A 23,070-nucleotide genomic window follows, 5' to 3' on the forward strand; every position below is an offset into this window, starting at 1 on the left:
TGGTGGCCTTAGCGAGTGTCCATTAACACACTGAAAAAAATGCTCTTAAACTGCGTTGTAAGCCCTTGATAACAATGGGGCTTAATAGGTAACGAGCTGAAAAAGCTCTGCAGACCTATAAGAGCAGGTAAAAAAGAAATAGTCTGTGCCTGTGGATAATGTTCGGCAATAGGTGGTATTACCTAGCATAACGGATCTTGGGGGGAAAATAGCAAATATCTGACCTGTATCAATTTTGTACAGATTGGTAGCGCAAAATTCTTAACGGAATGTCGATTAAAATCTTTCCCGGTGATCAGGTCGAACCCTGAATAGAGCCAATAGCTATACTTTAGTATCACTTAAAAACAGAGAGTCAATGGGCATTATCGCCTAAAGGCTAATTTATTGCATTTTCGAAGTGCTTAATAATTACTCTTGCAGAAAATTAATACAGTTAACAACAGGGATGAGTTTTTCGGCAGAGAACTCAAAATATTCGAGGATCTAGGATGAAAACCAACAATGACAGCGTTAAGGTTGCAGGTGTAGAAAAGCACTCTTTTCTGGAGTCCGCTGGAAAGCTGGTTGGCTCATTAAAGACCACAGCAGTAAATGGAGGCGTCAGGACTGTTCAGAATATGATTATATCCGCTAAAAAGAAATTACCGTTTTCTGATAAGTCTGAATATAGCAAAAATAATCTGGGAAAAAGAACTACAAGCCAATTGGATGCTGACTTGCAAGACACAAACAGTTCGATCAAACGCAGTGCCAGCCTTGGTTCAATAAACTCGGTTGAATCTGATACTTCCGATTACTTCTCGTCAACGTCATCAATGAGTGGTTCACAAGAACACTTGGAGCGTCTCAGTGTGGTCGAGGGCTCGGACCCCGGTACCGCGTTTTCACGGGAGGTATTTGCTGATGATGTGGGATCAACACTAATTCAACTTAGAGATCGTGAAGCCACCATAGATGACAAGCTAAATGATATAGAAGAAAGTGTTGAATCCATTTTTTCCCATTATCGGGTTAATAAAGACCAGCTTCTCGAGAATAAGAAATTACTAGCATCATTAAGGGGCGATCTTGATCAGATTTTATCTGTATATGAAAGAAAAAAGGCAAGTGTCCAAAATCTTTTAGAAGATCTTAAATCTGAAGAGTTTTCCAAAAATGATTTAGATGATGTTACTACCACACTGGATGTTATTGGGTCTGAAATAAAACAGTTCTTAAAAAGTAAAGAAGAGTTTATTGCTGATATAGAAAAGCTTGAAAAGAAAATAGATGATAAAGTAGAAACCTTGAACACTGTTGAGAAAAAACAGAAAAGCTCTAAGGTTACTCAACCATTTCAGAATGAGGACTCTGTTTTGGATGAGCTGCTCCCAGCTTTTCAGTCGGGTGCTAAAAGAAAAAACAGGGGGAGGGAAGCATCCAGAAAAGAAAAGGGTCTTTCAGGAGCTAATAATAAGCCTCGAATCAGTCGTTACCAAAAAAATCAAATGCTTACCAGAGAAAGAGCTGGCAATCTATTTGAACAAGAATGTGAAGAGTTGGTTTTCCCTGGGTCGGATAAAAACAAAATTGATTTACCTGCTGTCTCTGCAGATAAAAGTAGCTCAGATTCAGCCTCAAACCAAGTGCAGAAAACTGGTGGTGAAACTGATTTTTCTCAAAAAACATTTGCTGATGAAATCGAAAATTCACTAATTGAACTTAAAAGACGTGAAGAGGATTTGAATCAAAAGTTCGATGATCTTGATGACAATATAGAAAAGCTACTCAAAAACAAGGCGGCGACTGAAGCAGATTTCTTGAATCAGTCTGAAATAGCCGAGCAGATAGCTAGCGACCTTGACCGCATTCTATCGGGTTATAAGACTAAGAAGAATGAGGTAGAGGCGCTCTATCAGGACCTGGCACGTACCAATATTGCGCCTTCAGTGTTGGCTAATGTGGATAGAACCATTCTGGTGATTGAAGGCATGATCTGTGAATTCAGCTCTGAACGAGATAACTCACTTGAGTGTTTGAAAAATACCAGAAGTCAAATTCAGGCTGGTATTACAGGCGTTGAACGAAGAAAGAACGAAAGTGTTCTTTTTGATCTGACGTATTATACCACTCGAATTGAGCTAGAGGTTGGTGGGCTTACCAAAAAGAAATTGGCTGTAGATAGTGCAGTGCGCCTTCAGGCCAACAAAAACTATTCGGATGTTTCAGCGGTTACCGGACTCGTTAAAGAAATGGACGCATTGAAAGTTAAGTATTCGGAAGTAAGAGAAAAAGTGAGTTCTAAACTGAAAGCGTTAGAGGATATAGCAGCGTCTTCTGCAAACGATAAGTTTCTCCAGAAGCGAGCTGATAGGGCGGTTCATTTATTCTCAATAACGGCTAAAGAACTCCAGTCTACTATTAATTCTCGGAATAATTTGCTGATGGGCTCGATAAACCTTCTCGAGAAGAAGAAAGAAGAGCAGATTAAGCTCAAAAATCGCGAAATGCTTGCCCGATTAGATGGTGTGGAAGATATTATTGATGTGGCTTTTGATGAAAAGCATGGCAGTTTGTTTAAAAACCTTGAACCTGTCATTAAAAGTATTGCCATTAAAAAAATAGATGAATTATCAAAGATTTTACCTGAAGATTTTCAAGGTGGCATTATAAAAGAGGGAATCTCCAGGGTTAAGACTTCGTTGGATACTTTATCGGACAAACCTTTTAGAGTTGACTCTGAGTCTGAATCCAGATTTGGTAACCCATTACAGAAGAGTATTATAAATGACTTATTAATAGCAAAGACTGAGTCTTTTATATTTGATTTGATAGGTGCATGGAACAAGTTAGGTGTTAGTGCAGCAAAAAAATTCGATAAGAGCCCTAGTGACCCCGCTTTGAAACAAATTATTGGCATTGTCTTGAAGGGGCAGAGTGATCCTGAGTTTGCTCGTTGTACAGGACTGAAGGAGACCCTCGACAATGTTGAAAAATCGATTCTTAAAGAGTATCAGAATATTTCACGCTTCCATGCTTACAAACCATTTACCAGTGGTGATCTGTTTGGTAAAAAGGCATCTGTTATAGCGGATAGCATTGATAAAAGCCTTGAGAAACTTGATGATTATGATGAGGTAGTATTAGGTAGAAAATTGTACAAAACATCTCAGGATAAATATTCAGAAACAATTGCGAATGTGTTCAATATGAGTGCGCGAAATGCGCTGGATAAACTCTCGGACATCGAAAGCAAACATATCCTGAACCGGGCATTTTGTGAAAAGGTCAGTGAGGTGCGCACGGCTATATATAACGATTACTTTGCGAGTCGCATTGCCACCAACATAGCAGAAAAAGTTAAGAGCGTATTTTTCCTTGCTCGAAAGCTGGAGACTGAAAAGCTAAACCAGGATGAAACTGAAGATGTTGCTGCAATCAGTGAGAAAAATACCATAGAGCTAAAAGCGCTCAATGATGCTGAGCTTGAGGCTTCGGTTAATGAAAAGAAAGCCAAGCACATTGATCGGCCTAGAAGTCTGGCAGAACGTATCGGTGATCGAAGTAAGGTTTTATCGAAGCTAAGGGATTTGCGATCAAAAAATAGGGATATGTTCCATGAGATTACCGGTGTAATAAGTCTGGTAAATACCAAAATTGATATTCCAGCATCTACCCAGATGAAAATCGATGCCCTTTATCGCAAGGCAAGGATCATTTAATGGCTCTACTTTAGTGAGCCGTTTTGAAAGAGTCGTCATTAAATTGACATAGTGGCTATCAGCTTACGATGACTGCTTTAATTAGGATAGGAATAAAACTAGGAAGCATGAGATGGATCCTCTCAACGGAAACTCAAAAAAGAATGTTCCGCCTTTGTCTGCTCAAAACGATGATGCTGGTGAAGGTGTAGATAGCGCTCAAAAGAATGGAGTCAAGTACTCCAAGCATGATCCTTCTAGTACACAAATCCCTAAGGACGATCAGAGCGAGCCAAAGTCTCAAAGAAGGCGAAATATTCGCCGAAGAGGAGGTGCAGAAGAGAAGGTTAGAGAAATGCTTGACTTCTTAAAACCAGGTGGAGGGTCTAATGTAAGTGAGAAGCAACCATCTCAAGAATCTCAAGATTCTCAAAGCTCGGTTATGATTCAGGAGAAAATATCGTCAGAATTGAGAGCTCCAGCTTCTGCTGTTTCTGATCAGTTAAAGAATGAAGTTCAAAATGGAGCTGATACGAGCCCGGATAGTACAGATATGCCCGCTAAACCGAGCTCTGTAGCACCTCCGCCTCCACCTCCACCTCCACCTCCACCTCCACCTCCACCTCCACCTCCACCTCAGAAGGCAGGAGCGTTAGCATCAGGTTCTATTCCTCCTCCTCCCCCAGTACCGGGAACTCCAATGGCAAATCCTGCTTTAGCGATTAAGAAGCAGGGAGAAAAGATTCCTTATGCTGGGCCAGCGGGCTGTAAGATAGGAAGTATTAACTGGAAAAAAGCTGGAATAGATCCCAATAAGCCAAATGTATTTTCAAACGCTGACTATATGGATCTATACAAAAAAGTTGATCTGTCACTCTTTTATAGTGAGTTTTCTGTGCCGATAGTTGAATCAAAAAAGAAACCTGATAAACCAAATTCTGTTGAAAATAAATCCGTTATCGATAGTCGGCGGCATCAAAATATTTTAATTACGTTGAAGAAGGTTCTATCATCCAATGTAAGTGCTGAACAATTAATTAAGGCGATTAATGAAGTTGATTTGACTGTAATGAATCAAGAGCGATCTGAGTCATTTTTGAAAAACCTGATACCGAGTTCTGAGGAAATTGAAGCTATTAATGAAAAAATGAAGAATGAGCTTAAGCTTAATGATGTTGAAGCATTTTTTTATAATTGTTCTCAAATTAGCAGGTTTTCAGAGAAAATTAAGCTGATTAATGATGTGTGGTATGTTAAATCGGAAGCTGGGTCACTCAGGAATGAGATCGTAGCCGTGGTTGATGCTCTCGAATCTCTGAATGGCAGTCGTGAAATATCCAGGCTTTTTGAGTGTTTTCTGATGCTTGGAAATGTCGCTAATAGCGAAGGTTATGCGGGTGGTGCAGTTGCAATTAAGTTATCATCGATTAATGAGCTTTTGAATGCTAAATCTGCAAAGAGTAACACAACCTTTATGGATGTTGTTTATCATATGGTTGAAAATAATGCTGTTTTCAAAGGGGTAGGAGATTTCCGAAAAGATTTAGTGAAAATAGATGATGCACTGAAGGTTAAAGAATTTGCAGATAAAGATAAAAAAAATGAAGCTGAGCCAAGAACAGGGTTGGAACTAAGGAGAAAGGCTTGTAAGGACGCTCTGAGTAATATAAAAAGTGAGATCGAATCTGGTAATAATAACCTTGATCTCCAAAAAACTCTTGATGAAATTACCCCTTTTGTGGAACTTACGGAAAAACGGTATGAAAAAATGCTGGAACTCAAGAAGAGAGTTATGGATCAATTTTGTTTAGATGTAGGGTCGCTTACTGATATATTTCATCCATTTCTTAAAATTAAAAAAGAATATGATCTCTCTGAGAAGAAAGCAGGTTTAAATAAGCGCAGGAGATAAATGGTCGCCTTTCCTTCATTTAACATCTTCAAAATGGATTTTTTCTATTAATACGGGCGTATAGAATTTACGTCCGTCGCATTTTTTAACTTCTGATCAATAAATCCGCTCATAAAACACTTCTATTTCTGCGTTAGTCCCCTTGGACGATGATAGGCAAGGCCTGAGTCGCTTAAATGAAATCAATATATTGGTTGTTGATGAACTGTGCTTCAGTTGAGGCATTTTAAAACGACCAACTGTGCAGACTAAAAAGGTGTCGGATCATGGACAAACGCATGACCACTGCAGATATAGTTGCCGAGCTGCAGGACGGTATGACCATCGGTATTGGTGGCTGGGGCCCACGTCGTAAGCCTATGGCGTTGATCCGTGAGATTCTTCGCTCTGACTTGAAAGATCTAACCATCGTCGCTTACGGTGGTGCTGATGTCGGTATGCTCTGTGCGGCCGGTAAAGTAAAGAAAGTTGTTTTTGCCTTTGTCTCTCTCGATTTTATTCCTCTTGAGCCTTATTTTCGTCAGGCTCGCCAGCAGGGCAGTATCGACGTGATGGAAGTGGATGAAGGCATGATGCTGCTTGGCCTTCGTGCTGCCGCGTGGGGATGTCCTTATATCCCGACCCGTATTGGTCTGGGAACCGACGTTATCCGTAACAACCCAGACATCAAAGTGATTGATAGCCCCTATGATGAAAAAGAATGGGTTGCCATGCCGGCACTGAATCTGGACGTTTCACTGTTGCATGTGGATCGTGCTGATGAGCGCGGAGTTTGTCAGATCAAAGGTTCTGATCATTATATGGATGACTGGTTTGCCCGGGCCGCAAAGAAGACCTTTGTCACCTGTGATGAACTGGTGGATTCCGATTACTTCAATAACCCGGAAGAATCCCGCTACGTATTCTGGGAGCGTTCGATGACATCTGGCGTGTGTTTGCAGCCTGGTGGTGCACACCCGACTTCCTGCGCTCCTCTCTACGGATTTGATGTATCTCATTTCAAAACCTACAACACTTCGGTAAAAGACGGTGGTTTTGCATCGTACTTTGAGCAGTTCATTAAAGACAGCAGCGAAGAAGACTACCAGGCCAAGGTGGGTGGATTGGAAGTCATTAAACATCTGCCGTTGCCGGTTTATTAAGGTTAATTCATTGGAGTACTGATGATGACTCACGATTTGTCTCAAGAGAGCACCGCTGAAGAATACACACTGGCAGAACTAATGATTTGTGCCGGTGCTGAAGCTTTTCGAAACGATGGCGAAGTTCTGGCCACCGGCATTGGTTTGATTCCACGTCTGGCGGCAAGCCTAGCCATGAAAACCTTCAATACCGACCTGATGATGACGGACTCAGAGGCCTGGTTGTTGTCTGAACCGAACCCGGTTGGCAACAGGGAAGACGGCTTCGTACAGAAGAACGAAACCTGGATGGGCTTCTCCCGAATTTTTGACAATGTGTGGAGCAGTAAGCGCCACGCCATGGTCGGCCCAACCCAGATTGACCGTTTTGGTCAGGCGAATATTTCAGCCCTTGGCGGCACTTATGAACAACCAAAGGTTCAGATGTTAGGCGTTCGAGGTTTTCCGGGTAACTCGATCAGCCACGCCAACAGCTTTTTTGTACCAAGCCATAACACCCGCGTGTTTGTGGATGGCGAATGTGATGTTGTTGCCTCCATTGGCTACAACCCGGAACGGCTGCCAAAAGGTTACACGCTGGATGAGGTGGATATACGTCTGGTGATTACTGATTTGTGCGTCATGGATTGGAATGGCCCGGATCATCAACTTCGTCTGGTCAGCGTTCATCCGGGCGTTACCGTTGAACAGGTTCTGAAAAACACCGGTTTTGAAGTGTTTGTCGAAGGCGATGTGCCTGTCACTGCGGCTCCGACAGAGGTGCAACTTGAGGTGATTCGTGAGTTGGATCCTCATAACCTTCGCTCAAAACAATTGAAGGATAATCCGCCGGGTGATCGTCGCCTTTAGTCATAGGGTTTTGTAATTAAACATGCTCATAAAAAGAATAAGATGGAAGCCTGACGATGACAGATAACTCAGATAAGACGGAAAACCAGGAGGTCGTACTCTACGAGGTTCGTGATGGTGTTGCCATCGTCACTATGAACCGGCCTGAGTACAACAATGCGCAAAACTCAAAAATGACCTATGCGCTGGACGACGCCTTTCGTCGAGCCAGCAGTGATGACGACGTTAAGGTGATTGTGCTGGCAGGTGCTGGCAAACACTTCTCTGCCGGGCATGACATTGGTACACCGGGTCGTGACGTTGATCAAACCTTTGATCGAGCCAGCCTCTGGTATGATCACACCAATAAACCCGGCGGTGAATTCCTCTATGCCCGCGAGCAGGAAGTCTATCTCGGCATGTGCCGTCGCTGGCGTGACATTCCCAAACCAACCATCGCTATGGTGCAGGGTGCCTGTATAGCTGGTGGTCTGATGTTGGCCTGGGTGTGTGATCTGATTATTGCTTCCGATGATTCTTTTTATGCAGACCCTGTCGTAAGAATGGGCATTCCCGGCGTTGAATACTTTGCCCACGCCCATGAGCTGAACCCAAGAATTGCCAAAGAATTTCTGTTTTTGGGGGAACGTATGCCGGCTGAGCGTGCCTATCAAATGGGGATGTTAAATAGAATCGTCAGCAGAAATGAACTAGAAGAACAGACGTTGGCGATTGCTGGCCGTATCGCCAAAATGCCTCGCCTTGGTTTGCAGCTGACCAAACAGGCGGTGAATAACGCTGAAGATTTAATGGGCAAACGAACCACCATGGATATGGTGTTTGGTTTGCATCATTTTGCCCACTCTCACAATGATCTGGTGTCCGGTGATCGTCTGGCCGGGTTTGATGGTAAATCCATGGCTGAGTCTCAACGTCAGTCGTCGGATAAAGAAAAGGCGGAAGCATAATGAAAACCCGTCTTACTGAACTGTTAGGTTGTGAATATCCGATTATCCAGACCGCCATGGGGTGGGTCGCCGACCCGAAACTGGTAGCCGCAACCTGTAATGCCGGTGGCTTTGGCTTTCTGGCCGGTGCTACCATTCCTCCGGAAGAGATGGAAGCCACCATTCTTGAAACCAAAAAACTGACGGATAAGCCTTTTGGTGTGAACTTCCATATGTATCAGACCAATGCTGCAGAGATTGTGGCTATGGTGGTGCGTCATGGTGTGAAGGCTGTCAGTTACAGTCGGTCACCTGGTAAGAAAATGATCAGCCAGCTCAAAGCAGCGGGTGTCGTTTGTATCCCAACCGTTGGTGCGCTGAAACATGCGATCAAAGCCGTAGAAATGGGCGCAGATGCTGTCACGGTTCAGGGCGGTGAGGGCGGTGGTCATACCGGCTCTATTCCTACCTCCATTCTGCTACCCCAAGTTGTTGAGGCTCTGGATGTTCCTGTAGTGGCTGCTGGTGGTTTTAAAGACGGCAAAGGTCTTATATCCGCCCTGGCCTATGGCGCAGAAGGTATTGCTATGGGTACCCGTTTTTTGATGACAAAAAACAGCCCAGTGCCCGAAGCCACGCTTGACCGGTATGTGGGCACCAACAATCCCGGCAGCATCATTGTCAGTAAAGCGATTGATGGTATGCCTCAGCGGATGATTACCAATGAGTTTCTGACAGAACTGGAAAAAGCGGGGCGTTTGAAGAAATTGATGCTCGCCATCAGCAATGGACTGGCCTTCCGAAAATACACCGGTATGTCATTGGTGAGCATGCTGAAAACGGCACTAAAAATGCGCGGTGACGGTGAGATGACCGCAGCTCAGACCATTATGGCCGCCAATGCGCCCATGGTGATTCAAAAAGCCATGGTGGATGGTAAACCCGGTGAGGGTGTTCTACCTGCGGGCCAGATAGCCGGTGCCATCGATAGCCTGCTGAGCTGTGAAGAACTGATTCAGGAAATCATGCAGGAAGCCAATCAGCAGTTGCATCGTCTCAGTCAATTGACGGCGAACTCTCCAGCTCAAAAAGTCGCTGAAGTGGATACGCCTGTCGCTGTCTAACGTCATCTAAGGAATAACAATAATGAGTAAACCGTTCAATGTGACCATTCAGCAGGGCATTGCCGAATTGGTGTTTGATCACCCGCCGGTGAACGCCTTTACCAGCCAGGGTTGGGCGGATATCGCCAGTGAAATTAAAGCTCTGGGTAAGAACGAAGATGTTCGTGTGATTATTATTGCCGCCAATGGCCGTGGTTTCTGTGCCGGTGTGGATATCAAAGAGCTGGCAGGCGACGGCAGCCTGATCGTCAAGGTTAACAAAGGTAATTACGACACCTTTGAAACGATTCATCTGAACCCTAAACCAGTCATCGTCGCTGTTCATGGGTTTGTACTTGGTGGTGGTATCGGTATTTCCGGTGCTGCGGACATTATTGTCGCTTCTGACTGTGCCCGTTTTGGTGTGCCGGAAGTGGATCGCGGTGCCATGGGCGGCGGTGCTCACCTGCAGAGAATGTTTCCGGTGCAGAAAGTGCGTCATATGTACTTCACTGGCGACATGATTGATGCGCAGGAAGCCTACCGACTGGGAGCAGTTGAGCGAGTGGTTCCCCGTGACCAGCTTCTGGATACTGCCAGAGAAATCGCGACAAAGATCGCTGCAAAAAGTCCAAAGATGATCAAGCTGGCGAAGGAAGCGCTCACCGGTATTGAAGATGGCAGTCTGGAAGCCAAATACCGCTGGGAACAGGGTTTTACTTTAGAAGCCTATACATCTCCTGATTCCCAGGAAGCCAGAGATTCGTTCGTGGACAAGCGGGATGCGTCGTTTTCCCCGGAGCAACAAAAACAAGCAGCAGGGTCGGAGGCGTAAGATGGATCTCAGTTATACCGATGGTCAAAACGCTTTCCGAGAGGAAGTGCGCAGCTGGCTGGAACAGAATGTCCCTGAGCAACCACTGAGCTCTTTTGATACGGAAGAAGGTTTTCAGCAGCACCGTGAATGGGAAGCCAAATTAAACGACGGTCGATGGGGAATGGTGACTTGGCCAGAAGCACTGGGTGGTCGAGGTTGCGATCTGATTGAATGGTTGATTTTCGAAGAAGAATATTATCGTTCCGGTGCACCGGCACGGGTGAATCAGAACGGTATATTTCTGTTAGGGCCAACACTGATGGAGTTTGGTTCGGAAGAACAGAAAGCTCGCTTTCTCCCTAAAATGGCAACCGGAGAAGAGGTGTGGGCGCAAGGATGGTCTGAACCCGGCGCTGGTTCCGATATGGCGGCGATACGTTCCAAGGCGGAACGGGTAGGTGATCATTACATCATCAATGGCCAGAAAACCTGGTCGACTCGTGCCGTCTGGGCTGACTGGACCTTTGGTATTTTCCGTACTGATCCGGAATCCAGCCGTCACAAAGGTCTGACGTTTATTCTGGTACCGCTGGATGCAGAAGGCGTTACGGTTCGTCCAATTCCTCAGTTAGATGGTTTGCCCGGCTTCGCTGAAATCTTTTTCGACAATGTCAAAGTGCCGGTTGAAAACGCTTTGGGTGGTGAAGGCATGGGCTGGCACGTTGCCATGTCCACCGCAGGGTTTGAGCGTGGTTTGATGCTTAGATCTCCTGCGCGCTTTCAGGAAACCGCCCGCCGGCTGGTTGAATTGTACAAAGCCAATAAAGAATCTGCAGATATAGATCCGACAATTGGCGATGCCGTGATGAAAGCCTGGATGGATGCCGAGGCTTACACCTTGAACACCTATATGACGGCTTCACGGTTGGTTCAGGGCGGAAAGATTGGCGCAGAGTCGTCTACCAATAAAATTTTCTGGTCAGAACTGGATCAGAATATGCATGAAACCGCCATGAGTATTTTGGGTGCGCGGGCAGAATTGTTACCTCATGCGCCGGCGGCTGACGATGTTGGCAAATGGCTAGATGGTTTTATGTTTGCCCAGGCTGGTCCGATCTACGCCGGCACCAACGAAATTCAACGGAACATCATCGCCGAGCGTATGCTGGGCATGCCCAGAGCGTAAGGGTGCCAACAGCCAGGAAGTGCCTACAGCCAGGAAGTGCCTACAGCCAGGAAGTGCCTACAGCCAGGAAGTGCCTACAGCCAGGAAGAGAGCAATGAATTTTACGTTTACTGAAGATCAGCTGATGTTCCACGACAGTGTGAAGTCATTTCTGACCAATGAAGTTACAGCAGAAACACTGCGTGAGAGCTGGGAAAGTGAATCCGGGCGATCCAGTGAACTCTGGTTTCAGTTAGCAGAGCTGGGTTTGACGGCCATGACCGTGCCAGAGGCTTATGGTGGCCTGGGCATGAATGAGCTGGATTTTATTCTGCTGGCAGAAGAGTGCGGCTACACCGCTTTACCAGAAGCTCTGGTTGAAACGGTATTGGTATCCACACCACTATTAAACAGTCTTGGTGATGATCAGGCTGAATTTAAAGAGTTGTGGCTGAGTCGTATAGCAACGGGTGAAGTCCGGGTTGCCGTTGCTCACCCACAAAACCTTCTGGTTGCAGATGCTCATGTTGCTGATCTGTTGATTCTTGCCAATGGTGATGAAGTTCATGCAGTAAAGCCTGAGCAGGTGGCACTGACTAAAAACGAATCCGTTGACCCGAGTCGTCAGCTGTTTTCTGTTGAATGGACGCCCTCTTCAGAAACACTGATCGTCAATGAGTTTGTTGGCAAAGCACTCTGGCAGGATGCCCTGGATCGTGGAGCCCTGGCAGTTTCTGCACAGCAGTTAGGACTTGCCAGAAAGATGGTGGATCTCTCTGTTGAATATACGGCAGATCGCAAGCAGTTTGGTAAACCCATTGGCTCTTTTCAGGCAGTTAAGCATCTGATGGCGAATGTTGCCGTGCAGATTGAATTTGCCAAGTCGCCTTTGTACAAGGCTGCTTATTCTGTGGCCAATAGCCTGAGTAGTCGAACCAGAGACGTTTCTCATGCAAAACTGGTGACAACCGATGCTGCTCTACTGGCTGCCAAAAATGGTATTCAAGCCCATGGTGCCATGGGATATACCTGGGAAGTGGATCTGCAGATTTTTATGAAGAGTGCCTGGGCAATGGCTTCATCTTACGGAAGTCAAGGGTTTCATAAACAGAGAATCAAGCAGTTTGTATTAGCTGGTGATGTGTTCTTGGGTGCTGGCAGCACATTTGTGCAGGAGTAAGCTTTTTATGAGAAATAATATGGCAGAAGCATATATTGTTGATGCAGTCCGTTCACCGACCGGTCGTCGTAAAGGTGGGCTTGCTCATGTACATGGTGCGGACCTCGGTGCCCATGTTTTAAAGGCCATTGTAGAACGTAACGGTATTCCGGATAACGAATACGACGATGTGATTTTTGGTTGCGTTGATACCATTGGCCCGCTGGCCGGCGATATTGCTCGTACCAGTTGGTTGGCAGCCGGCCTTTCTGATGCCGTGCCGGGCACGACCATTGATCGCCAGTGTGGCTCTTCTCAGCAGGCCGTGCACTTTGCTGCGCAGGCGGTAATGAGTGGTACTCAGGATGTAGTGGTCGCCGGAGGTGTGCAAACCATGACGCAGATTCCCATCTCGTCTGCGATGATGGCTGCAGAACCATTGGGGTTTACCGATCCTTTCTCTGGTTCTAAAGGTTGGGTTGAGCGTTATGGTGCTGAGCCACCCACACAGTTCAAATCTGCCCAGATGATTGCAGATCACTGGGGGTTATCCCGTGAAGATCTGGAGCGTTATTCTCTGGAATCCCATCGTCGTGCACTTCAGGCTATTGAAGAGGGACGATTTGATCGGGAAATCGTTCAGCTGGAAGGTGTTCGAATGGATGAAACGCCTCGCCACTCAACGTTGGAAAAAATGGCTGAGCTGGATTTCCTGTTTGGTTGCGACAAAGTCACTGCCGGTGTTTCCAGCCAGACCTGTGATGGCTCATCAGCGGTATTGATTGTTTCTGAAGCAGCGTTAAAAAAATACAACCTGACGCCAAGAGCTCGTATTCATCACATGAGTGTGCGCGGCGCTGACCCGATTTGGATGCTGACGGCACCGATTCCTGCCACAGATTATGCGCTCAAAAAAGCGGGGATGACGCTGGATCAAATTGACCTTGTGGAAATCAACGAAGCCTTCGCCTCCGTTGCCATGGCCTGGTTGAAAGAGACGGGTTATGACCATGCAAAAACAAACGTCAATGGTGGTGCAATTGCGTTGGGGCATCCTTTGGGTGCGACCGGTACAAAATTGATGACAACGTTGCTCCATGAGCTGGAACGTACTGGTGGCAGATACGGTTTGCAGACCATGTGTGAAGGTGGTGGTCAGGCTAACGTGACAATTATTGAACGACTTTAAAAGAATAAGAATAGGTAGTGAGAAATGGCTATTTGTGAAAATCGTGTAGTGATCGTTACCGGTGCTGGTGGTGGTCTGGGTAAAGCTTATGCCCTCGGCTTTGCTGCGGAAGGGGCCAAAGTGGTTGTGAACGATATTAATGGTAAAGCCGCTGAAAGCGTGGTGGAAACCATTAAACAGTCCGGTGGTGAGGCGTTGGTAAATACCAACGACATTACTGACTATGAAGAATCTGCCCTGATTGTTAAACAGGCAATCGAAGCGTTTGGTGACCTGCATGTGGTGGTTAATAATGCTGGCATCTGCCGTGATCGTATGTTTGCCAGCCTGTCAGAGTCCGATTGGGACGCAGTGATGGCCGTTCATTTGAAAGGTCATTTCTGCATCAGTAGTCATGCAGTGAAATACTGGCGTGAGCAGTCCAAGGGGGGTAAAGACGTCAATGCGCGTATTATTAATACCAGTTCCGGCGCAGGCCTGCAGGGTTCTATTGGTCAGTCAAACTATGCTGCTGCAAAAGGTGGCATTGCTTCATTAACACTGGTTCAGGCGGCGGAACTGGCGCGTTACGGTATTACGGCCAATGGCCTTGCACCAGCAGCCCGTACCGGTATGACGGAAGATGTGTTCGGCGACATGATGAAAAAGCCGGAAGACGGTTTTGATTTCTACGCACCTGAAAATGTTGCACCTCTGGTGGTGTGGCTCGGTTCAGAACAAAGTCAGAACGTTTCAGGCCGTTTGTTTGAAGTGGAAGGCGGTAAGATCTCCCTTGCAGACGGCTGGCGTCGTGGACCAGAAAACGACAAGGGTGCACGCTGGGAAGCGGCAGAGATTGGTCAGGCGGTTGCAGGGCTGATTGACGAAGCGGTTCCTGCTCAGAAGGTGTATGGCACCTGACCCTTTCTAAGCGCCGTAAATGGCTAAAGTGAAGCCTGTCTAGATTACAATTTGCTTCATGGGGCTATATAGTCCCATGGAGGGTTCTTTTTGCATGGCGTTCGCGATTCTCTAATTTTTCCCGCTCACTCTTGCGCAGTAAAACGTACAGCGCTCCCGAACCGCCATGAAACTTCAGGGCACTGTGAAAAGCCAGCACAGCTTCCATTTGTGGCAGCCAGGTGTAAAGCAAGCTTTTCAATAGGGCCGGTGGATTGCTTTTCTCGCCCCGACCGTGGGCAATCAAGACAGTACGCAGTTCGTGTTCGCGACAATCGTTGATAAACTGGAAAACACTTTCCCGGGCTTCTTTGCCGGTTTTATGGTGCAGGTCCAGCCGCGCTTCTATCTCGTATTTGCCCAGCCGAAGTTTTTTGAAAACGCCTTCCTGGACGCCATCCCGTTTCCACACCAGAAAATCATGGGGCTTCACCATCTTTGGGTTCAGCAGTGACAGAAAATTCGGGTCGGTAAAGGTGTCTTCAGCAGCGGCTTTGCGAACCTGTTGTCCGGGAGTCACGGCTTGAGATTTCTGAATATCCGCCAGAATTTTTCGCTTTACGGGGGTAACGTCTGCCATCTCTTTTAGGAAGGCGTTGTAATCGTCGTTATCTTCTGAATGGTTCATGGTCAGAATGATTGATATTGAAGGTGTATCATAATATCAAATTGATTAGGCGATAGAACAGCTCAGTGGTTAAAACACGGCGACCAGTCTTTCCAAACCGGCTCGAGCCCTCTTTCCTGAATAGCCTTGGCTACCACTTCCGGACGTCGATTGTCATCGATTGAAAACTGTTCCAGATCTTCATTGCCCAGAATATTGTCATCCGCATAGCCGCCCGGATGCGTGCTGGAATAGGCGCTCATGGTGGTGATGCCCAGCGGCAGCACGTTGTCCCGGAACTTTGCAGACTCTCTTGTGGATAAAGAAAGCTCTGCTTCGGGTTTAAACAGACGGTAGGCACAGATTAATTGCACCAGTTGGCGGTCGGATATCACCGATACCGGCTGAAACTCACCTTCGCATGGGCGCAGCCGGGGAAAGGAGATTGAGTAGCGGGTGCGCCAGTAAGTTTTTTCCAGATAGTCTAAATGAGCCGCTGCCATGGCTGAGTCGGTTCGCCAGTCTTCCAGGCCAATTAATGCGCCGACACCGATTTTATCAATACCGGCTTTGCCCAGTCGGTCAGAGGTTTCCAGGCGGTAATCGAAGTCCATCTTACTGCCACGGAGATGGTATTCTTTGTAAGCGGAGCGGTTATAGGTTTCCTGATACACCAGAACCGCATCAAGCCCTGCGGTCATCAGAGTTTCATAATCTGCTTGATCCAGTGGTTGCACTTCGATGCTGATGTGAGAAAAGTGCGGACGAATTCGTTCCAGTACGGATTTGATGTACTCAACGCCAACGGTTCCCGGCGCTTCACCGGTGACCAGCAGAATATGGTCAAACCCCATTTTTTTGATGGCGGCCACTTCCTGATCCAGCTCTTCCATTTTCAGGGTTTTGCGACGAATTTTATTGCCGAGGCTGAAACCGCAGTAGGTGCAGATATTGGTGCATTTGTTGGAGAGATAAAGCGGAATAAAGAGCTGGAGCGTATTGCCAAACCTCTGTCGTGTAAGCGCCATACTCTTTTGCGCCATGGCTTCAAGGTACGGTTCTGCAGCAGGCGATATTAACGCCAGAAACTGATCGTGGGTCAACCTTGAACTGTTCAAAGCGTGTTGCACATCGGCAGCGGTTTTGCTGTGGATGGACATTTTCAACTCATCCCAGTTGATCTGGTTGAACCGTTCAAGAAACGACATGTCAAAGGGCCTTATTAGTCATCCAGGAAAGCAGTAAGAGGACTGCTGGCCTTGGCCTGCAGAGAACGAGCACCCAGCCCGGCTGTATAAGCACGTCGGCCTGCAATGACGGCTTCTTTGAAGGCAATGGCCATTTCAACCGGGTCACGGGCAACAGCAATGGCAGAGTTGACCAGCACAGCATCCGCACCAATTTCCATGGCAAGCGCCGCATCGGAAGGGCTGCCAATGCCTGCATCCACAACCACCGGCACTGAGCTTTGTTCAATGATGATTTGGATAAACTCTTTGGTTCTTAAACCAAGGTTGCTGCCAATGGGAGAGCCAAGGGGCATAACGGCGGCTACACCCACTTCTTCCAGACGTTTGCAGAGTACCGGGTCGGCATGGATATAAGGCAGCACCGCAAATCCCATCTTGCTGAGTGTTTCGCAGGCTTTCAGGGTTTCGATGGGGTCGGGCAGTAAATATTTGGGATCGGGATGGATTTCTATTTTGACGAAGTGGGTACCGAGGGCTTCTCTTGCCAGTTGAGCGGCATAAATAGCTTCATCGGCATTACGCGCACCGGAGGTGTTGGGCAGCAGGTTCAGATTGTTTTCGATTAGAGGGCCAAGAATGTTGTCCTGTTGCTCGTTCAGGTCGACCCGCTTGAGTGCCATGGTGACAAGTTCGCTGCCGGAAGCCAGAATGGCTTCGGTCATCACAAGGCTGTTGGAGAACTTCCCCGTGCCGGTAAATAGACGAGAGGCAAATGTTTTATCCGCAATTTTCAGCATGCTGGTTTATTCGTTGTTAATCCGTGCTATACGGGATACGTTTATCAGGTAGGCGCTTCAGCCACCTGCGGTTGCCTTTATCAGGGTAATCTCATCACCGTGGTTCAATTGACAGAAGACCCATTGAGACCGGCTGATGATTTTTCGATTGACAGCAAGCGCTACGCCCTGGGAACTTTCTTCGGCAAGAAGTCCCAATTGACCAAGCAAGGTCTCAAGGCTCAGGTCAGCCTCAACCTCCATCAGCTGATTATTTATTGTAATTTGCATGGCTAGCCCTTTCTTGGAGCCGTGATTCTAAAGAAACAGGGCTGTATGTACAAATACGCTGGTCAAAATACCACTCATTATGGGTGAGCGATCATAGAACGCTACCCAAGCCCCCCACCAACCGCTAGAATTGACCGTTTATTTTCTGTCGCTCATCTGTTCGGGAATCCCATGGAGAATCTGGATAACACGATTGATACGCTGGTGGCCAGCGCACTCAGTGCTGTTGAAACGGTCACTGACGCCCCAGCACTGGACGAAATCCGCGTCCAATACCTCGGCAAGAAAGGTGAGTTGACCTCTCTGCTGAAATCCCTGGGACAGCTGTCCGCCGAAGAACGTCCGAAAGCCGGTGGCCTGATCAATAAAGGCAAACAGCAGGTTCAGGATGCCCTTAACCAGAAGAAAGCCCTGATCGACCAGCAGGCGCTGGACGCCAAACTGGCCAGTGAATCCATTGATGTGACGTTGGCGGGCCGTGGTCAGGATCTGGGTACCATTCACCCGATAACTCGTACCATGGAACGCATTACCGATTACTTTGGTCGCATCGGTTTTACTGTTGAGCAAGGGCCTGAGATCGAAGACGATTACCACAACTTCGAAGCTCTGAACATTCCCGGTCATCATCCGGCTCGTGCCATGCACGACACGTTTTACTTTGATGAGTCCACCGTACTGAGAACCCACACCTCGCCGGTTCAGGTTCGTACCATGGAACGCTTTATTGCCAACAATGAAAACCCACCCATTGCCATTGTTTGCCCGGGCAAGGTGTACCGTTGCGACTCCGACCAGACTCACAGCCCCATGTTCCACCAGGTGGAAGGTCTTTATGTGGCAGAGAAGGTCAGCTTTGCGGATCTGAAAAGCGTGCTGATCGATTTCCTGCGAGTGTTCTTCGAGCGTGATGATCTGCAGGTGCGTTTCCGTCCTTCTTACTTCCCGTTCACTGAGCCGTCTGCGGAAGTGGATATTGAGTGGGGCCGCAATGAAGACGGTTCTATTAAATGGCTGGAAGTGCTGGGTTGCGGCATGGTGCACCCGGATGTGTTCCGCTATTCCGGCATTGATCCTGAGAAGTACACCGGTTTTGCCTTTGGTATGGGCGTTGAGCGATTTGCCATGCTGCGTTACGGCGTGAATGACCTGCGCCAGTTCTTTGAGAACGATCTGCGTTTTCTTAACCAGTTCCGCTAAGAACTGAAGAGAAGATAATTTCCTTTTTAAAGATGGCTACAGGATTTGAGTAAAAACTATGAAATTCAGTGAACAGTGGTTAAGGCAGTGGGTCAATATTGAGGTCGGTACTCAGGAGCTGGTGGATAAAATCACCATGGCCGGTCTGGAAGTAGACGACGTTGAGTCAGTTGCTGGCGAGTTTACCGGTGTGGTAGTGGCAGAAATCGTTGGCTGTGAACAACATCCGGATGCTGACAAACTCCGTGTGACTCAGGTCAGCACCGGCAGTGAAACCTTTCAGGTGGTTTGTGGTGCGCCGAATGCCCGTGTCGGGATTAAAATTCCTTTTGCCACGGTTGGCGCAGTCCTGCCGGGCAACTTCAAAATCAAGAAAGCGAAACTCCGTGGCGTAGAGTCTTTCGGCATGCTCTGTGCGGAAGAAGAGCTGGGTATGTCCGACTCTTCTGATGGCTTGATGGAACTGCCACTGGATGCCACTGTTGGTCAGGATATCCGTGAATACCTGTCTCTTAATGATAAAATTATTGATGTGGATCTGACGCCTAACCGTGGTGACTGTCTCAGTATTGCTGGTCTGGCCCGTGAAGTCAGTGCTAACTTTCTGGCAGATGTTACTGAAGAAACGGTTGCTGATATTGCGCCAGTGATTGACGACACTTTCCCGGTAAGCATTGATGCTCCACAGGGTTGCCCGCGTTATGTTGGTCGTGTCATTCGCAATGTGGATGTTTCCCGTCAATCGCCGCTGTGGCTGACTGAGCGTCTGCGTCGTTCCGGTATTCGTTCCATTGATCCGGTAGTCGACGTCACTAACTACGTTTTGTTGGAACTGGGTCAGCCAATGCATGGCTTTGATCTGGACCAGTTGTCCGGCAGCATTCAGGTGCGTATGGCTAAGCCTGCTGAAAAGCTGGTGTTGCTGGATGGTCAGGAAGTGACCCTGAATGATAAAACTTTGGTCATTGCTGATGAGCAGAAAGCGCTGGCCATTGCCGGTGTCATGGGTGGTGAAGGTTCCGGTGTCAGCGAAAACACTAAAAACATCTTTTTAGAAAGTGCCTTCTTTGATCCGATCACCATTGCCGGTAAAGCCCGCTCTTATGGTTTGCACACCGATTCTTCTCACCGCTTTGAGCGTGGTGTGGATTTCCAGCTGCAGAAAAAAGCCGTTGAACGTGCGACGTCGTTAATTCTGGATATTTGTGGTGGTGAGCCTGGCCCGGTAACAGAAGTGGCCAGCGAAGAACATTTGCCAGCCCTGCGTGAAGTGACTCTGCGTTCTGAGAAAGTGACTTCTTTGCTGGGAATGTCTATTGAAGATAGCCATATCGAAGCGCTGCTTTCCCGTCTGGGCCTTGATCTGACTTCAACGGGTGAAGGACGCTGGAACGTTTCTGTTCCAAGCTGGCGTTTCGATATTGCCATTGAAGAAGATCTGATAGAAGAATTGGGTCGTATTTATGGCTACAACAATCTGCCAGAAAGCACACCAGAAGCTCTGCTGAAAATGAAGCAGGTGGATGAAGCGCTGGTTCAGGAATCCGACGTTCGTCGTGCACTGGCGGCTCGTGGCTATCAGGAAGCAGTTTGTTTCAGCTTTATTGCGCCGGAATTGCATCAGCTGTTTGATCCTGTCCGTGAACCTGTGGCGTTGGCAAACCCCATTGCCAGTGACTTGTCGGTTATGCGTACAACACTGCTGCCTGGTCTGGTCAAAACCGCAGGCTACAACCTGAACCGCCAGCAAAGCCGTGTGCGTCTTTTTGAAACCGGTCTGACTTTTATCAAAGACGGTGAAGAACTGAAGCAGGAGTCAATGCTGGCGGCGCTGATGACTGGCAGTCGTCATCCAGAAAGCTGGCAGGGCAAAGCAGAGTCTGTGGACTTTTTTGATCTGAAAGGTGATCTGGAAGCCGTGTTGGAACTTGGTCAGGCAGGTAATGAGTTTACCTTCCGTAAAGGCGAACACGCTGCCATGCATCCTGGTCAGTGTGCAGAGATTGTTCGCGACGGTACGGTTGTTGGTCACATTGGTGCTCTTCATCCCTCACTGGCGAAGAAGCTGGATGTGCCGGCTTCAACCTATGTTGTTGAGATGCGACTGGATGCTGTGATTGCCGGTAAGGTCACTCACTTCACATCACTGTCTAAATTCCCTGAAGTGCGCCGTGATCTGGCTCTGGTGGTTGAAGCGTCCACGGCGGCAGGTGCTATTGAGCAGGCTATTGCCAGCGAAGCCGGTGATCTGTTGCGTCGCGTAACGACTTTCGACGTTTATGCCGGTAAAGGTATTGAAGAAGGGTACAAGAGTCTGGCTATGGGTCTGATTATGCAGCATCCTTCACAAACCTTGAAAGATGAAGAAGTGAACGAAGTGGTTGAGCGCATTGTCAGCCGACTGAAACAGGAATTTAATGCGAGCCTGAGACAGTAGTCGTTTTCTTTTCTAGCCTGACTGTCTTTTACGGGACAGTCAGGAGTTGTTTTGAAAATCAGGTTTTATGCCTTATCTATCTTACATGGACAGTGTTATACCAATTCTGTTTTTAAATTATGGGCTGCGCAGCTATTTTGACCGACTGGATCTGCGTTGAAGTTCCTCGCCATAGCTACCACCCACAGGGCGTAAAGGCTATGACTCGTCTCTTCGCCTTGCCCAGTCGCCCAAAATAACTTGCTCGTGCCAAAATTTAAAAACGCCATTGGTATTAAACCATGCTGTAGTACATCACATATTGCTTACCTTTTTTAATTTCTCCCCTCTGAACAGTGTGTCCCATTTCCTGTGCGTTTGATGACTCAGTGGTGCTAAGCTTTTCTTCAGCAAGTTTGCATAATTTGTTCATTGTATTATGCCGCGAATCTAATGTGAGTTGTTGTTTTTTTAGCTTTGTTAATTCTTGATTTGTTTTGAAAAAGTTAGTTGGTTTTCTGCTGGCATTTAATACTATTGAGGACTTTTTATATGCTGCTGAATTTTGGTAGACTACCAGATCTAGTGGTACTTCCTCCGTAAGCTCAGGTACTGACATATAGCAGCAAACTAAATTAAAAGCTGAGATCTCAAATTCAATCAGACCTTTTTGCAGCTGGTAACCTTGTTCTTCCATAATGGTTTGAAACTGTTTATTTTGTAGGAGGCTTATCTCTTTTTTGGGGATGGCTAGTGAGTCAATGATGGACATGACAAGCTTTGAATGTTCTTCTGAGCCAGGTGATATCTTTGGAAGATTGATTGCTAATAATTCGGCATCCTCACTACGGATGGTGATTTTGGGTTTGCTGTCGCTGTCAGTCTTCGATTCACCTTCATTATGGTCGTATGTATTGATCCTACGGCTAAATGGTAATGTTGTAGCTACATTATAAAAAGCATTGAGCGTATCTTCTACTTTACTCTCCTCGAGACCTTCTTTGACGGTGCGATTAATTATTGATGCTATGAATTTTGTCTGCTCATATTGAGCGTTCGTTATATGTTGGTGAGCTTCATCGATCAGTGGGATCAATTCGCTTGGTATCGGATTATTGAAGTTCACCGTATCATCAGTTATTAATGCGAAAAGCTTTGGATATTCATTTTTTAGACAGGCGTTTTCAAGAAAGAGATTCCTGAGCTCAACAGGTATTTTTTGTAATTTCAGGTCTGTCTTTGTATATAAGTAGTCCAGTATGCCCTGATGACCATGCATCAATGCTGCGTAATAAGGAGATATGTTATTAGGCCCTGCTGTAATGGGGGCACCAGCCTCAATAATCGCTTTTACAATACCCATATTTCCTTTGCTACAGGCAAGAGCAACCAAAGCATAACCTTTATGGGAAATAGTTAGGTCAACATGCTGTTCAATCAGAAGGTCGACAATTTTGGTACTATTATTTTCAACAGCGATCCCAACTGGGTGTGTTGTCTTGAACGAATGATTTTTTTCCGGGTTCATATGTTGATGAAAAATATCGGTTGAACCTTGAGCAATAGCCTTTTCTATTGTGCTGATATCTCCAGAACGACATGCTTGTAAAATGTCTGCGACTTGTACTTCCTTTTCTTTCTCAGGCTTATCCATTCTGTCTGAACTTGTTGATGAGACTCTATGAACTTGTGCGAGTGCAGTCTGG

At 46.9% G+C, this 23,070-nt stretch carries 18 protein-coding genes; 13 read left to right on the forward strand and 5 right to left on the reverse strand.

What is annotated here, in order from left to right:
- Window positions 1–491: 491 nt before the first annotated feature.
- The 11 genes from Q1B11_RS01525 (at window position 492) to Q1B11_RS01575 (ending at window position 14,845) form a co-directional block, all read left to right on the forward strand.
- Window positions 492–3,704, forward strand: coding sequence for a hypothetical protein (locus Q1B11_RS01525; RefSeq protein WP_299726283.1), 3,213 nt, complete (start codon window positions 492–494; stop codon window positions 3,702–3,704).
- A 112-nt stretch (window positions 3,705–3,816) separates the two neighbouring features.
- Window positions 3,817–5,595, forward strand: a complete 1,779-nt coding sequence (locus Q1B11_RS01530) for a hypothetical protein (RefSeq protein WP_299726286.1) — start codon at window positions 3,817–3,819, stop codon at window positions 5,593–5,595.
- 266 nt (window positions 5,596–5,861) lie between these two features.
- On the forward strand, window positions 5,862–6,737 hold the full coding sequence (locus Q1B11_RS01535; RefSeq protein WP_299726289.1) for a CoA-transferase: 876 nt from the start codon (window positions 5,862–5,864) through the stop codon (window positions 6,735–6,737).
- Window positions 6,738–6,758: 21 nt separating this feature from the next.
- Window positions 6,759–7,586 carry a ketoacid CoA transferase gene (locus tag Q1B11_RS01540; protein ID WP_299726292.1) on the forward strand — a complete coding sequence of 276 codons (828 nt, stop codon included), beginning with the start codon at window positions 6,759–6,761 and terminating at the stop codon, window positions 7,584–7,586.
- 56 nt (window positions 7,587–7,642) lie between these two features.
- Window positions 7,643–8,533 (forward strand): enoyl-CoA hydratase, encoded by an 891-nt coding sequence (locus Q1B11_RS01545; RefSeq protein ID WP_299726295.1) that lies wholly within the window; start codon window positions 7,643–7,645, stop codon window positions 8,531–8,533.
- Complete coding sequence (locus Q1B11_RS01550) at window positions 8,533–9,636, forward strand: nitronate monooxygenase (RefSeq protein ID WP_299726298.1); 1,104 nt, start codon at window positions 8,533–8,535, stop codon at window positions 9,634–9,636. Before Q1B11_RS01545 ends, Q1B11_RS01550 begins: the two co-directional genes overlap by 1 nt.
- Window positions 9,637–9,658: 22 nt before the next feature.
- Window positions 9,659–10,450 carry an enoyl-CoA hydratase family protein gene (locus Q1B11_RS01555; protein WP_299726301.1) on the forward strand — a complete coding sequence of 264 codons (792 nt, stop codon included), beginning with the start codon at window positions 9,659–9,661 and terminating at the stop codon, window positions 10,448–10,450.
- A gap of 1 nt (window position 10,451) precedes the next feature.
- Window positions 10,452–11,618, forward strand: a complete 1,167-nt coding sequence (locus tag Q1B11_RS01560; protein ID WP_299726304.1) for an acyl-CoA dehydrogenase family protein — start codon at window positions 10,452–10,454, stop codon at window positions 11,616–11,618.
- 94 nt (window positions 11,619–11,712) lie between these two features.
- On the forward strand, window positions 11,713–12,777 hold the full coding sequence (locus Q1B11_RS01565; RefSeq protein ID WP_299726307.1) for an acyl-CoA dehydrogenase family protein: 1,065 nt from the start codon (window positions 11,713–11,715) through the stop codon (window positions 12,775–12,777).
- A 19-nt stretch (window positions 12,778–12,796) separates the two neighbouring features.
- Window positions 12,797–13,945 (forward strand): acetyl-CoA C-acetyltransferase, encoded by a 1,149-nt coding sequence (locus Q1B11_RS01570; RefSeq protein WP_299726310.1) that lies wholly within the window; start codon window positions 12,797–12,799, stop codon window positions 13,943–13,945.
- Between the two features lie 24 nt (window positions 13,946–13,969).
- A complete protein-coding gene (locus tag Q1B11_RS01575) occupies window positions 13,970–14,845 on the forward strand; it encodes an SDR family oxidoreductase (RefSeq protein WP_299726313.1) in 876 nt (291 codons plus the stop codon).
- 64 nt (window positions 14,846–14,909) lie between these two features.
- Here Q1B11_RS01575 and smrA read toward each other — a convergent pair whose 3' ends face one another.
- The 4 genes from smrA to thiS all read right to left on the reverse strand — a co-directional run bounded on the left by smrA (window position 14,910) and on the right by thiS (window position 17,748).
- On the reverse strand, window positions 14,910–15,512 hold the full coding sequence (gene smrA, locus Q1B11_RS01580) for a DNA endonuclease SmrA (RefSeq protein ID WP_299726316.1): 603 nt from the start codon (window positions 15,510–15,512) through the stop codon (window positions 14,910–14,912).
- A 62-nt stretch (window positions 15,513–15,574) separates the two neighbouring features.
- On the reverse strand, window positions 15,575–16,699 hold the full coding sequence (thiH, locus tag Q1B11_RS01585; RefSeq protein ID WP_299726319.1) for a 2-iminoacetate synthase ThiH: 1,125 nt from the start codon (window positions 16,697–16,699) through the stop codon (window positions 15,575–15,577).
- 14 nt (window positions 16,700–16,713) lie between these two features.
- Window positions 16,714–17,478 carry a thiazole synthase gene (locus tag Q1B11_RS01590; protein ID WP_299726322.1) on the reverse strand — a complete coding sequence of 255 codons (765 nt, stop codon included), beginning with the start codon at window positions 17,476–17,478 and terminating at the stop codon, window positions 16,714–16,716.
- A 57-nt stretch (window positions 17,479–17,535) separates the two neighbouring features.
- Window positions 17,536–17,748: a sulfur carrier protein ThiS gene (thiS, locus tag Q1B11_RS01595; protein WP_299726324.1), complete on the reverse strand. Its 213-nt coding sequence runs from the start codon at window positions 17,746–17,748 to the stop codon at window positions 17,536–17,538.
- A gap of 171 nt (window positions 17,749–17,919) precedes the next feature.
- On the opposite strand from thiS, the gene pheS reads away from it, so the two are divergent.
- Window positions 17,920–18,948, forward strand: a complete 1,029-nt coding sequence (gene pheS, locus Q1B11_RS01600; protein ID WP_299726327.1) for a phenylalanine--tRNA ligase subunit alpha — start codon at window positions 17,920–17,922, stop codon at window positions 18,946–18,948.
- A gap of 58 nt (window positions 18,949–19,006) precedes the next feature.
- The gene (gene pheT / locus Q1B11_RS01605) at window positions 19,007–21,385 is read left to right on the forward strand and encodes a phenylalanine--tRNA ligase subunit beta (RefSeq protein WP_299726330.1); all 2,379 of its coding nucleotides are present in this window, start codon (window positions 19,007–19,009) and stop codon (window positions 21,383–21,385) included.
- Window positions 21,386–21,659: 274 nt separating this feature from the next.
- On the opposite strand, the gene Q1B11_RS01610 is transcribed toward pheT, so the two are convergent.
- Window positions 21,660–23,018, reverse strand: a complete 1,359-nt coding sequence (locus tag Q1B11_RS01610) for an ankyrin repeat domain-containing protein (RefSeq protein ID WP_299726333.1) — start codon at window positions 23,016–23,018, stop codon at window positions 21,660–21,662.
- Between the last annotated feature and the right edge of the window lie 52 nt (window positions 23,019–23,070).

It is taken from the genome of uncultured Endozoicomonas sp., assembly GCF_947495845.1.
GTDB lineage: Bacteria > Pseudomonadota > Gammaproteobacteria > Pseudomonadales > Endozoicomonadaceae > Endozoicomonas.